The organism is uncultured Cellulomonas sp. (genome assembly GCF_947494015.1).
In the GTDB taxonomy this organism is placed as follows: Bacteria; Actinomycetota; Actinomycetes; order Actinomycetales; family Cellulomonadaceae; genus Pengzhenrongella.
In genome coordinates this window covers 106,518-120,645 of sequence record NZ_CANLTL010000009.1, presented here as the reverse complement: position 1 = coordinate 120,645, position 14,128 = coordinate 106,518, and the positions used below count along the sequence as shown (strand labels likewise).

11 protein-coding genes are annotated in these 14,128 nt (G+C 76.9%); 3 read left to right on the top strand and 8 right to left on the bottom strand.

Translation table 11 applies throughout. The features are described from left to right. Positions 1-143 precede the first annotated feature (143 nt). Positions 144-851, top strand: a complete 708-nt coding sequence (gene lexA, locus Q0840_RS11785; protein WP_298459782.1) for a transcriptional repressor LexA — start codon at positions 144-146, stop codon at positions 849-851. A gap of 84 nt (positions 852-935) precedes the next feature. Continuing rightward, a complete protein-coding gene (locus tag Q0840_RS11780) occupies positions 936-1,205 on the top strand; it encodes a hypothetical protein (protein ID WP_298459671.1) in 270 nt (89 codons plus the stop codon). Positions 1,206-1,388: 183 nt separating this feature from the next. Here the strand turns inward: Q0840_RS11780 and Q0840_RS11775 are convergent, their stop codons facing one another. From Q0840_RS11775 to hflX, 4 genes are all read right to left on the bottom strand, one after another. Then, positions 1,389-4,745, bottom strand: a complete 3,357-nt coding sequence (locus Q0840_RS11775) for a S8 family serine peptidase (protein ID WP_298459670.1) — start codon at positions 4,743-4,745, stop codon at positions 1,389-1,391. 177 nt (positions 4,746-4,922) lie between these two features. Further along, on the bottom strand, positions 4,923-5,927 hold the full coding sequence (locus tag Q0840_RS11770; protein WP_298459669.1) for an L-lactate dehydrogenase: 1,005 nt from the start codon (positions 5,925-5,927) through the stop codon (positions 4,923-4,925). A gap of 51 nt (positions 5,928-5,978) precedes the next feature. After that, a complete protein-coding gene (locus Q0840_RS11765; RefSeq protein WP_298459780.1) occupies positions 5,979-8,237 on the bottom strand; it encodes an ATP-dependent DNA helicase in 2,259 nt (752 codons plus the stop codon). A 157-nt stretch (positions 8,238-8,394) separates the two neighbouring features. After that, positions 8,395-9,954, bottom strand: a complete 1,560-nt coding sequence (hflX, locus tag Q0840_RS11760) for a GTPase HflX (protein WP_298459668.1) — start codon at positions 9,952-9,954, stop codon at positions 8,395-8,397. 174 nt (positions 9,955-10,128) lie between these two features. On the opposite strand from hflX, the gene Q0840_RS11755 reads away from it, so the two are divergent. Beyond that, entirely contained in the window at positions 10,129-10,860 is a 732-nt protein-coding gene (locus Q0840_RS11755) for a class I SAM-dependent methyltransferase (RefSeq protein ID WP_298459667.1), read from the top strand. Here the strand turns inward: Q0840_RS11755 and Q0840_RS11750 are convergent. The 4 genes from Q0840_RS11750 to Q0840_RS11735 are packed head-to-tail and all read right to left on the bottom strand — an operon-like array spanning position 10,847 to position 14,093. After that, the gene (locus tag Q0840_RS11750) at positions 10,847-11,200 is read right to left on the bottom strand and encodes a thioredoxin family protein (RefSeq protein ID WP_298459666.1); all 354 of its coding nucleotides are present in this window, start codon (positions 11,198-11,200) and stop codon (positions 10,847-10,849) included. The genes Q0840_RS11755 and Q0840_RS11750 overlap by 14 nt on opposite strands. Before the next feature lie 39 nt (positions 11,201-11,239). After that, positions 11,240-12,286 carry a diaminopimelate epimerase gene (gene dapF, locus Q0840_RS11745; RefSeq protein WP_298459665.1) on the bottom strand — a complete coding sequence of 349 codons (1,047 nt, stop codon included), beginning with the start codon at positions 12,284-12,286 and terminating at the stop codon, positions 11,240-11,242. Beyond that, positions 12,283-13,254 carry a tRNA (adenosine(37)-N6)-dimethylallyltransferase MiaA gene (gene miaA / locus Q0840_RS11740; RefSeq protein WP_298459664.1) on the bottom strand — a complete coding sequence of 324 codons (972 nt, stop codon included), beginning with the start codon at positions 13,252-13,254 and terminating at the stop codon, positions 12,283-12,285. The genes dapF and miaA overlap by 4 nt, the downstream gene beginning before the upstream one ends. Then, on the bottom strand, positions 13,251-14,093 hold the full coding sequence (locus Q0840_RS11735; RefSeq protein ID WP_298459663.1) for a hypothetical protein: 843 nt from the start codon (positions 14,091-14,093) through the stop codon (positions 13,251-13,253). The genes miaA and Q0840_RS11735 overlap by 4 nt, the downstream gene beginning before the upstream one ends. Positions 14,094-14,128: the final 35 nt, after the last annotated feature.

The window sequence follows — 14,128 nt, the reverse complement described above, 5'->3', positions numbered from 1 at the left end:
GGCTGCGAGCACGCGAACAGCGCACCACGAGGCACCCACACGCACGGTGGGCGGCCTCGGTGACGAGGAGGACTTCGGTGGCAGCAGACGGCACGACACCCGGCTCGGGCGACACCACGGCGGGGGCGACGGACCTCGCGTCCGTGCACGTCCTGCCCGACGGCGCCGCCGGTGACGACGGCCTGACGCCGCGCCAGCGCCTCGTCCTGGAGACGATCCGCTCGTCGGTCGAGCAGCGCGGCTACCCGCCCAGCATGCGCGAGATCGGGGAGGCCGTGGGCCTGACCAGCCCGTCCAGCGTCAAGCACCAGCTGACCGCCCTGGAACGCAAGGGCTACCTGCGCCGTGACCCGAACCGGCCGCGTGCCATCGAGGTCGTCCACCCGGACGACTCGCGGTCCATCCCGGCCCTCGCGGGCGATCGGTCCGCCGACCGGTACGGGCAGGACGACCTCGCACCGCAGGACTCCGCGCCAGCTCCGTCCTACGTGCCCGTCGTCGGCCGGATCGCCGCGGGCGGGCCGATCCTCGCCGACCAGGTCGTGGAGGACGTGTTCCCGCTGCCCCGCCAGCTCGTCGGCGACGGCGACCTGTTCCTGCTCAAGGTGGCCGGGGACTCGATGATCGACGCCGCCATCTGCGACGGCGACTGGGTGGTCGTGCGCCGCCAGCCGGTCGCCGAGAACGGGGAGATCGTCGCGGCGATGATCGACGGCGAGGCGACGGTCAAGACCTTCAAGCGCACGGACGGTCACGTGTGGCTGCTCCCGCACAACCCGTCGTACGCCCCCATCCCCGGCGACGCGGCGCAGGTGCTCGGGCGCGTGGTCAGCGTGCTGCGCAGCCTCTGAGACCGGGCCGGCGCGGCCCCCACCGGGGTGCGGGGCCGCGCGCACGGCGGCAGGGTTGAGGCAGGCACGACGAGAGGACGACACGTGGCCGGACCCCTGCGCGACCCCAGCCACCGCGTGCGCGGGCAGCTGCTGCGCGTCGCCGAGGCGCACGCGACCGAGCCCGATGCAGCTCCGCCCGGCGCGCCCGCTCCCGGCGCGACGGCGCCCCGTCGGTCGGCGGCCGGCCGGGACGCCTCGGACACCGACGCCGGCGCCGGCCGTGACGCGGACCACGACGCCCGCCGCGATGCCGGCCGTGGTGCGCGGGCCGACCTCGACGGCGCGGGGCCGCCGGCCACCGCGACCACCTAGCGTCCGCCGGCGGCGCCGCGCGGACCGGCTCGCCGTCGGCCCGCGGCCCCCGTCAGCGCCGGTCGGGGCCGGTCGGTGCCGGTCGGTGCCGGCCGAGCCCGGTCGGCGGCGGCCAGCGCCGGTGGTCCGGGCTCTTCGGGTCCGGCCGTCGCCGGTCAGTGCGGCTCAGGAGCCAGCGAGCGGTCAGGCCCCGGCGATGTACCCCACGACGTCGGCCACGAGGTGCACCGAACCACCGGGCTGGTCGGAGTAGACGTTGATCCGCCCGTCGGGCGGCAGGGCGACCACCACGAGGTTCGGGATGTCGCGCCCTGGGACGTAGTTGATCGCGGAGGCGTCCGGCGGCGGCGTGCGCCCGTCCCCGTCGGCGTCCGGGTACACCCGCAGGTTGCCCCGGGCGGTGGGCCCGACCGCGGTCACGTTGAGGACGACCGCGGTCGCGTCCGGCGGGACCCCGCCGGTTCCCGCGACCGGCACGGAGCGGACCGTGGCCGGACCCAGGTGGCCTGCCACCGGGCCCCGTTGACCCGGTCCGGGTCGGCTGTCGAGCAGCCGCGTGGGCGCCAGCGCCGTGTACGCCGTCCCCGCCTGCGTGTAGCCGACGACGTCGATCACGACGTGGACCGGGCTGTGGTCGGCGGCCGCCGTCGTGTCGGACCAGAACGAGATCCGGCCCGACGCCGGCAGCCCGACGATCGTGCTGTTCGCCTTGGTCTGCCCCGGTGCGAAGTTGACCACCGACGTGTCCGGCACCGGCTGGTCCGCGGGGTACACCCGCAGGTTCCCGCCGGCGGTGGGACCGGTCACCGTGACGTTGACGATGACGGCGGTCGCATCCGCGGGGACGCCGGCACGGCCGGTCACCTGCACCGTCTGGACCGTCCGGGGCGCCACCGGGCCGGCCAGCGGACCGACCCTGAGCGCACCACCTCGGGTGTCGGTCAGCCGACGCGGTGCCTGCATGACCACCCCCGACCCGGGCAGCGTGTACCCGGTGACGTCGAGCAGGACGCCCACCCGGCTCGCCCCGCGGGTCGCGTAGCAGAGCCGGCCGTTGGCGGGCAGCGCGGCGAAGGTGGAGTTGGCGACGTCGGCGCCGAGCTCGAAGTTGACGGTCGAGCCCTCGGGTGGCGGGGTCGCGCCCGTGCCGGACGTGTCGGGGTACACCACGACGTACCCCGGTCCCTGGGGGGCGACGGTCGTGACGTTGAGGATCACGCCCGTGGCACCGGTCGGGACGCCGCCGCGGCCCGCGACCGGCGTGCACCGCACGCGGTCCGGTGCGACCGCGGCATCCGTCAGCACGCGCGCCGGCGTCTGCGTGACCACCGTGGGACCGCCCTGCGGCGACGACCCGGGGGCCGGGACCGACGCCGCGCCGGGGACCACCGGTGCGCTCGGCAGCGAGGACGGACCGGTGCCGGCCGTGTTCATGGCCGCGACGGTGAACGTGTACGCGGTCCCGTTCGCCAGCCCGGTGACCGTCGCCGACGTCGTCGTGGTGGTGACCGCCCGGTCACCGGGCTGCACCGTGAGCGTGTACCCCGTGACGGACGGACCGCCCGCCACGGGCGCCGCCCAGGACACGGCGGCGCGGCCGTCCCCGGGGACGGCCACCACCCCGGTCGGCGCGCCGGGCGGGACGGCCGGGCCGACCGGCCCCTGGACCGTGACGCTGCGCGCACGACCCGGCTGCCCCCACCGGTCCAGCGCACGCACGCGGTACGTGCGTGCCTGCCCGGCCGGCGGAGCGGGGACGACGGCGCCGCCGGTCTGCGCGGTGCGCACGACCGCTCCGTCGACCTGGACGTCGTAGGTGACGTCGCCGGGGTGCTCGTCCCAGGTCAGCAGGACCCGGTCGCGGTCGCGGTCGAGGGCGCCGTGCAGGCCGGTGAGGTCGCCGGGCGGCGCCGTCCGGCCCTCACCGATGGCGACCGCGTTGGAGGCCTGCGCCGTCCGCCCGAGGTCGTCCGCCGCAAGCAGCTGGTACCGGTGCTCACCCGGGGTGGGGGTGGGGACCTGCACCTCGACCCACCTCGGCGTGGTGCTCAGCTGAGCCGAGATGGTGCCCAGCGTCTGGCCGTCGCGGAGCAGGACGTAGCGGCTCGCGCCCGCGCCGTCGACGCTGACCTCGAGTCGCAGCACGGCCCGGGCACCGTCGACCGGGTCGATCCGTCCGGCGTGCAGCCGGACGGGCGCGGGAGCCGCGGGCCCCGGCACCGCGAGCACCGGCAGCCCGCGCGGTCCCGTACCGGGCTGCACGTCGAGCGCCACCTGGGCGCCGTCGGTCAGGCCGGTCAGGCGGGCCGCGGTCCCGGTGACCTGGGCCTGGACGGTCCCGTCGACGCGGACCACGTAGTGGCTCGCGCCGAGCTCCCGTGCCCAGACCAGGTCCACGGTGCCCGGCCCGGTCGCGGTCACGGTGGCGGTCGCCATCCGGTCGGCCGCGGCGATCGCCGCCGGGATGTCGAGGCGACCGGCACCCCACTCCCTGCTCCAGCCCCCGCCGCTGTCGACGCCTGCCTGGAGCGCCGCCTGGACGGCGTCGGGCCCGATGCCCGGGTGGGAGGCGCGTACCAGCGCCGCCGCGCCGGCGACGGCGGGCCCCGAGAAGCTCGTGCCGTTGCCGGAGCCGTACCGGTTGCCGGGCGCGGGCAGGACGACGCCCTCGCCGACCGTGGACAGGTCCAGCTGCCAGCCGTGCACCGACCACGCCGCGGGCGCCCCCGAGGGGTCCGTCGCGCCCACGGCGATGACCCCCGCGTGCGCCGCGGGGTACATCACCGGGTTGCCCTTCTGGCCGTCGTTGCCGGCCGAGGCCACGACCACGATGCCCCGCTCCCGGGCGTACAGCACCGCGCGGGCGGTGATGTCGGAGTAGCCGGGGCCGGACAGCGACAGGTTGATCACGTCGGCGCCGCGGTCGGCGGCCCACAGGATCCCGCGGGCGACCGCGGTGGACGGGCAGCCGAGGTCACCGCACACCCGGACGGGCAGGATGCTCGCCTCCGGCGCGATGCCGGCGCTGCCCAGCCCGTTGTCCGCGCGGGCCGCCACGACGCCTGCGGCGCCCGTGCCGTGGGCGGCGTCGACCGTTCCCGTCACGAGGTCGACGCCGGGCAGGACGGCGCCGACGAGGTCCTCGTGCCCGCCGTCGACCCCCGTGTCGAGGACCGCGACCACCTGGCCGGCCCCGCGCGTGCGCTCCCAGGCCTGGCGGGCGCGCGCGGTCCCGACCGGCCCGTCGTCGTCCCACCGCGGGTCGGGAGCGACGGTGCCGGTCGGCTGGTAGACGACCCGGGCGTCGACCTCGAGGACCTCCGGCCGCGCCTCGAGCGCGAGCTCGGTGGTCACGGCGTCCCGGCTGGGCACGACGACGGACTCGACGGTGGTCGTGCCGTCCACGACGGTCAGGACGTCGAGCGTCGTGGCGGTCGTGGCTGCGGCCGGGGCGAGCGCACCGACCAGGGTGAGTGCCGCCGCCAGCGCCCCGCCGACGGCGGCACGGACAGGTCCGCGCGGCGGGGTGTGCAGGTGCATGCCCGCATCATCGGTCCACGCCGGCCCCCGCTGGAGGCGCATGCGGCGCGATGGCCCGTTCGGCCCTGGCCGGGCGTCCGGTGTGGCCGGTTCCGCACCCTTCGTCCGCCCGGGACGCGAGGGCTGGGAGGTCACCGGTGAGGTCACCGCCCGACGACGTCCGCAGCCGCCGTCGACCTAGAGCCCGAACCGCCGGGCGACCGCCTGCAGCGCCTCGGCCGAGCGGCGCAGGCTGACCAGCTCGTCGTCGGACATGGGGACCTCCAGCCGGCGCTCGGCGCCGCGCCGGCCGACGACGGTCGGCACCGACAGGCAGATGTCGCTGATCCCGTGGTAGCCGTCCAGCAGGCTGGACACCGGCAGCACGCGCCGCTCGTCCTTGAGGACCGCCTCGATGATCCGGGACCCGGCGAGCGCGATGGCGTAGTTGGTCGCGCCCTTGCCCTCGATGATCCGGTACGCGGAGTCGATCACCTCGCGGGTCATCGTGTCGCGCACCTCGGCGGTGAGCGGGCCGGCGCTGCGCGAGCCGCGCCACTCCAGCAGCGGCACGCCGCCGATCGTGGCCGACGTCCACAGCGGGAACTCGGTGTCCCCGTGCTCGCCGGCGATGTAGGCGTGCACGTTCTGCACCGCGACCCCGGTGTGGTGGGCGACGAGGTAGCGCAGGCGTGAGGAGTCCAGCACCGTGCCGGACCCGAACAGCTGCTCGGGCGGCAGCCCGGAGATCTTCCCGGCGGCGTAGGTGACGATGTCGACGGGGTTGGTCACCATGACGAAGATCGCGTGCGGCGCCACCTCGACCAGGGCCGGGAGCATCGTGCGGACCAGCGAGATCGTGTTCTCGGCGAGGTCGATCCGGGTCTGGCCGGGCTTCTGCTTCGCCCCGGCGGTGACGACGACGACGTCGGCGTCCGCGCACACCGCGATGTCGTCGGAGCCGATCACCTCGGCCATCGGCATGAACTGGATGCCGTGGCCCAGGTCGAGGGCCTCCGCGCGCACCTTGGCCGCGTTGACGTCGTAGAGCGCCACCGTGCGCGCCGCTCCCCGCATCAGGGTCGCGTACGCCATCGTCGCGCCGACCGCCCCCGCGCCGACGACCGCGACCTTGGTGGTCCGGCGGGCGGGGGGCAGCGGCGCGGTGCCGTGGGGCTCGGGCTGGGTCGGGCTCTCGGTCACGGGGTCCTCCGCGGGGGTCGGTCGGTGCGCTCCGGCGGGCGCCGGTCCAGGCTAGGTGGGCAGTCGTCCGAGCGCGGCGACGACCCGCGACCGGTCGGTCGTCCGCCAGAAGTCCGGCAGGGACCGGGTCAGGAACTCCCCGTACCGGGCCGTCGCCAAGCGTGGGTCCAGCACCGCCACCACGCCGCGGTCGTCCGTGCCGCGGATGAGCCGTCCGGCCCCCTGGGCGAGCAGCAGCGCGGCATGGGTGGCCGCCACCTGCATGAACCCGTTGCCGCCGGCCGCCACGACGGCCTCTGACCGCGCCGAGCGGACCGGGTCGTCCGGCCGGGGGAACGGGATGCGGTCGATGAGCACGAGCCGGCAGGAGGGTCCGGGGACGTCCACGCCCTGCCACAGCGACAGCGTGCCGAACAGGCACGTGCCCGGGTCGTCGGCGAACCGCCGCACGAGCGTGGGCAGCTGGTCGTCCCCCTGGACCAGGACGGGCACATCGAGGCGCTCACGCATCGCCTCGGCCGCCGCCGTCGCGGCGCGCCGGGACGAGAACAGCCCCAGCGTCCGGCCGCCCGCCGCCGTGACCAGGGTGGCGATCTCGTCGAGCTGGGCGTCGGTGGTGGGCTCGCGTCCCGGGGCCGGCAGCCGCGAGGCGATGTAGAGGATGCCCTGGCGCCGGTAGTCGAACGGGCTGCCCACGTCGACCGCCCGCCAGGGTCGCTCCGCCTCACCCGACGGCCGCCCCGCTGCCGGCGGGCCCGTGGTACCGCCCGCCGTGCCGCCCGCGGCCGGGCCCGCCGTCGCCGTCCCGCCGTCCGTGACGCCCGGGGCCTCCGGCGCGTCCGAGGCGTCGGAGGCTGTCGGGGCGCCGGCGGGCCGGGCGCCGGCACGGGGCTCGGCGTCGGTGGCGGCGTCCGACCGGGCCGGCGTCCCCAGCCCCACGGCACGCGCGAGCGACTCGAACGACCCGCCCAGCGCGAGCGTCGCGGACGTCAGGACGCCCGAGCGCCCGGCGAGCAGGTGGGTCCGGATCAGCCCGTTCACCGCCAGGGGTGCGGCGTGCAGCTTCGACATCCCGCCGCCGCGCCGGCCGCCGGGGACGTCCTCCCCGCGCGAGCACCACAGGACGTCGTGCTGCGGGCGCGCGGGGTCGCCCGCCATCCGGTCGGCGATCTCGAACAGCGCGAGCATCGCGGACGCGGCCATCTTCACCCCGCCCTCGGCCGCGGCCTGCGCGGGGGCGCCGTCGGGCTTGAGCGCGCTCAGCAGGCCGCGCGCGGCGTCCCGGACGGCCGCGACGGCGTCGACCGCGGCCGGCGGCAGCCCGTCGCGGAACCGCCCCTCGGGCAGCTCCACCAGCACCGCACCGAGCGCCACGCTCGCCGCGTCGAGGTCGTCGGTCGGCACCCCGCCGTGGCGTCGGGCCAGCCGCGCGGCGTGCTCGATGCTCGCGACGGACAGGTCGACGGTCGCCTGGGCGGTGACCCGGTCGGTCAGCTCGTGCGCCTCGTCCACGACCAGGACGTCGTGCTCGGGCAGGACGCCAGGCGACCCGGACGCCGCGATCCCCAGCATCGCGTGGTTCGTCACCACGACGTCGGCCTCCTTGGCGAGCCCGCGCGCCCGGTTCGGGAAGCACTCCTCGATCATGGGGCAGCGCGGCCCCAGGCACTCCAGCGAGGTGACCGACACCTGCCGCCACGCGCGGTCGGTCACGCCGGGCACGAGGTCGTCGCGGTCGCCGGTGTCGGTCTCGTCGGCCCACTCGCGCAGCCGCAGCACCTGCGCCCCGAGGTCGCCGACGCGCTCACCCTCGGCCGGCGGGTGGTCGGCCGCGCCGGCGTGCTCGGCACGGGCGTCGACGGGCAGGGTGAACAGGGTGCCGCCGTCCTCGACGGGGTACCCCCCGGACGCCTTGTGCAGGCACAGGTAGTTGTGCCAGCCCTTGAGCAGCGCGACCTGCGGGGCACGCGGCAGGCTCGGCGCGATCGCCTCGGCGACGAGCGGCAGGTCGCGGGTGACGACCTGGCGCTGCAGCGCGAGGGTGGCCGTCGAGACGACGACGCGCTCGTCCTCGCGGACGGCGTGCCGGACCGCCGGGACGAGGTACCCCAGCGACTTTCCGGTGCCGGTGCCCGCCTGGACCAGCAGGTGCTCCCCCCGGTCGATGGCCTCGGCGACCGCCCGCGCCATCGCGTGCTGGCCGTCGCGTCGCCCGCCGCCGAGCCGGTCCACCGCCAGGTCGAGGAGCGCCTCGACCTCGTCCGCGGCCGACCGCGCCGGCGCTTCGCCGGACGACGTGCCCGACGCCACGCCGGAGGACGTGCCCGACGCCGTCGTCGAGGAGGTCGCAGACACCGGCACAGCCTAGTCGCCCGGCCCATGGGGACGGTGCGCGCCGGCCGACTGTGGAGCGCCGCCGGCCCGGCCGGCGGGCCGGGCCGTCCGCCGCCACCGGGCGGCCGCCCGGTCAGGAGGCGGCGACGGCCGCCTGCTCGAGCTCGGCCGCGAGCGCAGCGTCCACCTTGGCGCGCAGCGCGGTGCCGCGCTCGGTGTGCTGCTCGACCTCGATCTCGCCCTCGGTGTGCACCCGGCTGACCAGGTCACCGCGGCCGTAGGGGATCACCACGTCGACGTGCACGCCGGGCCGCGGCAGCTGGTCCGCGATCAGGCTCAGCAGCTCCTCGACGCCCTCGCCGGTGCGCGCGGACACGACGATGGAGTGCACCTCACGCGACCGGAGCCGGGCGACCACGGCCGGGTCGGCGGCGTCGGCCTTGTTCAGCACGATGACCTCGGGTACGTCCATGGCCCCGGGGATGTCGGCGAACACCTGCCGGACCGCGGAGATCTGCCCCTCGGGGTCCGGGTGGGACACGTCCACGACGTGCAGCACGAGGTCGGCCTCGGCGACCTCCTCCAGCGTCGACCGGAACGCCTCGACGAGCTGGTGCGGCAGGTGCCGGACGAACCCGACCGTGTCCGACAGGGTGTACAGCCGCCCGTCCGGCGTCTGGGCCCGGCGCACGGTGGGGTCCAGGGTCGCGAACAGGGCGTTCTCGACCAAGACCCCCGCGCCGGTCAGCCGGTTCAGCAGCGAGGACTTGCCGGCGTTGGTGTATCCCGCGATCGCGACCGACGGGACCCCGTTGCGTCGGCGCGAGGAGCGCATGGTGGCCCGCGCGGGCTCCATCGCGGCGATCTCCCGACGCAGCTTGGCCATCCGGTTGCGGATCCGGCGGCGGTCCAGCTCGATCTTCGTCTCACCGGGTCCGCGCGAGCCCATCCCGGCGCTCGCGCCACCGACCTGGCCACCGGCCTGGCGGGACATCGACTCGCCCCATCCGCGCAGGCGCGGCAGCAGGTACTCCAGCTGCGCCAGCTCGACCTGGGCCTTGCCCTCCCGCGACTTGGCGTGCTGGGCGAAGATGTCCAGGATCAGCGCGGTGCGGTCGATGACCTTGACCTTGACGACGTCCTCGAGCGCTCGGCGCTGGGACGGCGCCAGCTCGTCGTCGACCACGACCGTGTCCGCGCCGGACGAACGCACCAGCTGCCCCAGCTCGGCCGCCTTGCCCGAGCCGAGGTAGGTGCTGGGGTCGGGGTTGCGCCGACGCTGGATCAGCGCGTCGAGCACGACCGAGCCCGCCGTCTCCGCCAGCGCCGCGAGCTCGCGCAGGGAGATCTCGGCCTCCTCGGCGGTGCCCTCCCCGGAGATGCCCACCAGGACGACGCGCTCGAGGCGCAGCTGGCGGTACTCGACCTCGGAGACGTCCTGGAGCTCGGTGGACAGCCCGGCGACCCGGCGCAGCGACGTCCGCTCCTCCAGGTCCAGCTGGTCGCCGTCGTAGGACGTGTGCCCCGTCGGACCGGTCTGCACCGCGGCGCCCGCTCGCGCGAGAACCCGGGCGACGACGTCGCCGGCGACGTCCTGGGGGCTGCGCTCGGCGGTCGTCCCGTCGCCCGCGACGGTGCGGTCGTCGTCGGGTCGCCCGGTCGCGCCGGGGTGTCCGGTGTGGGGATGGGTCACGTGTCCTTCTCTCTGCTCTGGTCTGCGATCCAGCGTGACATGCGCCGTCCACGGTCGCGAGGCAATTCGCTGGCAGCGTGACGCGCCACCCGTCGCGACGTGCGGGCGCGCCGGGCCGGTCCCGCGCCGGTGCCCGGCTCGGGACCGCCGACGGCTCGGGCTAGGCTCGCGGGCGTGCCCGACGACCCCTCCGACGACGTCGCCCACGACCCCGGGGGGCCCGGCACCGCCGGGGAGCACTACTTCACCGCCCGGCCGGCCTCCGCGGACGAGCGCCGCACCCTCAGCGTGCGCCTCGCCGGACGTGACGTCACGGTGGAGACCGCCGGCGGTGTGTTCTCCCCCGGCCGGCTCGACCTGGGGACGGAGGTGCTGCTGCGCAGCGTGCCGCAGCCGCCGTCGACCGGGGACCTGCTCGACCTCGGCTGCGGGTGGGGGCCGGTCGCCCTCACCCTGGCGCTGGAGTCCCCGGACGCGCGGGTCTGGGCCGTGGACGTCAACGAGCGCGCGCTCGACCTCGTGCGGCGCAACGCGGACCGGCTCGGTCTGACCGGGGTCCGCGCCGTCACGCCCGACGCCGTGCCGGACGACGTCGCCCTGGCCGCGCTGTGGTCCAACCCACCCATCCGGGTCGGCAAGCAGGCCCTGCACGCGATGCTGGTCGCCTGGCTGCCCCGGCTGGCACCCGGCGCGCAGGCGCACCTGGTGGTGCAGCGCAACCTCGGTGCCGACTCGCTGCAGCGCTGGCTCGCCGAGGCGCTCGTCGGCGCTGGGCCGGCGACGGACCTCACCGACGAGGTGGGGTCGGCGGCCGGGCCGGGACCCGGCGAGCGCCTCGGCGAGCTGACCGTCGAGCGCGCCGCGAGCGCGAAGGGGTTCCGGGTGCTGCGGGTCAGCCGCGCCTGACCGGTCGGGAGTCGTCCGCCACGGCCGCCGCCCGCGCGACCGCCGCGCGCGCCTGGGCGAGGCTCGGCGCCCCCGAGGCCCGCTGGACCAGGACGCCGTCGCGGTCCAGCACCAGCACCGTGGGCGTGACCGTCACGTCGAGCCGCTCGCCGAGGTCGCCGCGGTCGGCGACGTCCAGCTCGACGTGCGCGACGCCGTGGTCGGTCGCGACCAGTCGCTCCAGGACGCGCCGGGTCGCGCGGCAGGGCGCGCAGAAGGTGGACGAGAACTGCACGAGCGTGGCGCGCGGCCCGAGCGGCCCGCCCAGGTCGTCGGCGGTCAGCCGGAGGTCCGTGGTCACGTGCGGTGGAACGCGTGCCCGTGGTCTCGTGTTCCGCGGTCAGTCGGCCGGCAGCCGGTCGAGCTCGACCTCCCCGGACCCCACCAGCACCGCCGGACCGGCCAGCTCGACGTTCCCCGACGGCAGCAGGCGGACCCGCACGGTGCCACCCGGGACGTCGACCAGCCACACGTCGGGCGCACCGGCGCCGGCCCAGGTGCGCACCGCCAGCGCGGCGGCGCACGCGCCGGTCCCGCACGACCGCGTCTCCCCCACGCCGCGCTCGTGCACCCGCATGCGCACCCGGCCCACCAGGTCCCCGCCGGCGGCGGTGATCTCCCCCAGCGGCACCACGAGCTCGACGTTCGTGCCGTGCGGGGGCACCGGGCGCACGTCCGGGGCGCGAGTCAGGTCGGCGCTGGCGAGCTCGCCCTCGTCGGCCAGCGCGAGCACCGTGTGCGGGTTGCCGAGGTCCAGGCTGAGCGCCGGCCGGACGACGTCCAGACCGACCACCGCCACCTCGGCGTCGAAGCCCGCGACGGCGGCGTCCGGACCGCCCGCGAGCCGCCACGGCCCCATGTCGACCGCGTACAGCCCGCCCGTCTCCCGGTGCACGGAGCGCACCCCGGCCCTCGTCCCGACCGCGAGCGCGCCCATGGGGCGGTCGGCGGTCCGCTCGGGCACCTCGGCGAGCCCGAGCCGCTCGAGGAATGCGGCGAACACCCGCACGCCGTTGCCGCACATCTCCGCGACCGAGCCGTCGGCGTTGCGGTAGTCCATGAACCAGGTCGCCGACGGGTCCTCGGCCAGCAGGGCGGCGCCCTCGGGGACGGCGTCGGTGCGGATCACCCGGATCACGCCGTCGCCGCCGATCCCGGCCCGCCGGTCGGCCAGCCCGCGCACGAGCCGCGGGGTCAGCTGCAGGGCGCCGTCCCGGTCGTCCAGCAGCACGAAGTCGTTCTGGGTGCCGTGCCCCTTGGTGAACCGCAGCGTCGCGGGACCCGCGGGCCGGCCGTCCGGGCTGCCGTCGTCGCCGCCGGCCGTGCCGCCGGCCGTGCCGCCGACCGTGCCGCTCACCGGGGACGGGGCGGTCGCGGACGCGTTCATGAACCCAGCGTACGGCGAGGTCCCGCGTCGCCCGGGTCGACGCCCGGCTGCCCGGCCGGCGCACGGTCGGCGGCCGCGACGACCGCGAGCGCCCGGTCGACCAGGTCGGGGTCGCGGGCGTCCAGCCACTGGACCCGCGGGTCACGCCCGAACCACGTCATCTGCTTGCGGGCGAGCCGGCGGGTCCCGGCGACGACGGCGTCGCGCGCACCGGCCTCGTCCAGCTCACCACGGACCATCGCGAGCACCTCGGCGTAGCCGACGGCGCGGGCGGCCGTCCGCCCCATGCCCCGGGCGAGGAGCTGCAGCGTCTCGGCGACCAGCCCCTGCTCCCACATGCGGTCGACACGAACCTCGACACGCGCATCCAGGACGCCGCGGTCGCAGTCCAGCCCGATCTGCACCGCGGGGACCCGGTAGACCTGCTCGGGGAGGTTGGCGGTGTACGGCCGGCCGGTGATCTCGATGACCTCGAGGGCCCGGACGATCCGGCGGGTGTTGGCCGGCCCGATCGCGATCGCCGCTGCCGGGTCGAGCCGGGCGAGCTCGTCGTGCAGGTGCCGGGTGCCGTGCCGCTCCGCGCGCTCCTCCAGCCGCGCCCGGACGGCGGCGTCGGTGCCGGGGAACTCCAGCTCGTCCAGCAGCGCCCGAACGTACAGTCCCGACCCGCCGACGACGACGGCGCGGTGCCCACGGTCGGCGATCGCCGCGAGGTCGGCGCGGGCCTCGGTCTGGTAGCGGGCCACGGAGGCGTCCTCACTGACGTCGAGGACGTCGAGCTGGTGGTGCGGGACGCCGCGGCGCTCGGCGACGGGGAGCTTCGCGGTGCCGATGTCCATCCCGCGGTACAGCTGGAGCGCGTCGGCGTTGACCACCTCGCCGTCGAGCCGCTCGGCGAGCGCCACCCCGAGGTCGGACTTGCCGGTCGCGGTCGGGCCGACGACGGCGACCACCGGTGGCTGCGTCACCGCGGGCTCCAGGTGACGACCGCGAGGGTCACGCCGTGCGGTGCCGCGACGTGGTGGACCTCCCCGGCGACCTCCGTGCCGCGGCCGATCCCGCCCATCGCCACCTGCCACGGCGCCCACGCGGTCACGGCCAGCTCGGCCGCCAGATCCGGGGCCATGACGGCCAGGCGGCGCCGGGCGTCCGGCCCGGCGTCGGCGAGATCGGCGAGCATGCCGCCGTCCACCGCGACGGCCCGCGGGTCCTCGGCCAGTGCGGCGTCGGGGCCGCGCCGGGCGCTGAGGGATCCGGCGACCAGGACACCGACCCGCTCGGGGCCACCGGTGACGCCGTACCCCAGGGCCGCGAGCTCCGCGGCGCGCCCGGGTGCCCGGGTCACGGCGTCGTGGCCGGGCGGCGCGACCTCGACCAGGGTCACCGGTCCGGCCCAGCCCACCTGGTCCAGCAGGAGCAGCGCGACGGACGCCGGCACGCCGTGCACGACGGTCGGCACGACGGTCGACCGGTCGGTGGGCCGGTCGGTCGGCCGGTCGGCCGGCCGGTCGTTCGACCCAGGCGTGGTCCCTGCGGTGGCAGCGGTGCCCGGCCGGGTGCCCGGCGCACCCCAGCCGAGGCCGGCGTCGTCGATGCCGGCCGCGGCGAGGGAGGGGGTCAGCGGGCCCGGCACCATGCGGTCGGCGTCGCCCGGCGCCACCACGACGACCCGCGCCGGCGCGGCGGCGACCAGCGCCCGGGCGGCGTCGAGCGCGGCGGACCGGACGTCGGGCAGGACGTCCGCGGTGCCGGCTGCGCCGGGCACGAGCAGGGCGGTGTCGGGCACGAGCGTGGCGATGGCGAGCACCCGCCGACGGTAGCCGGTGTGGTGGGGACGGCAGG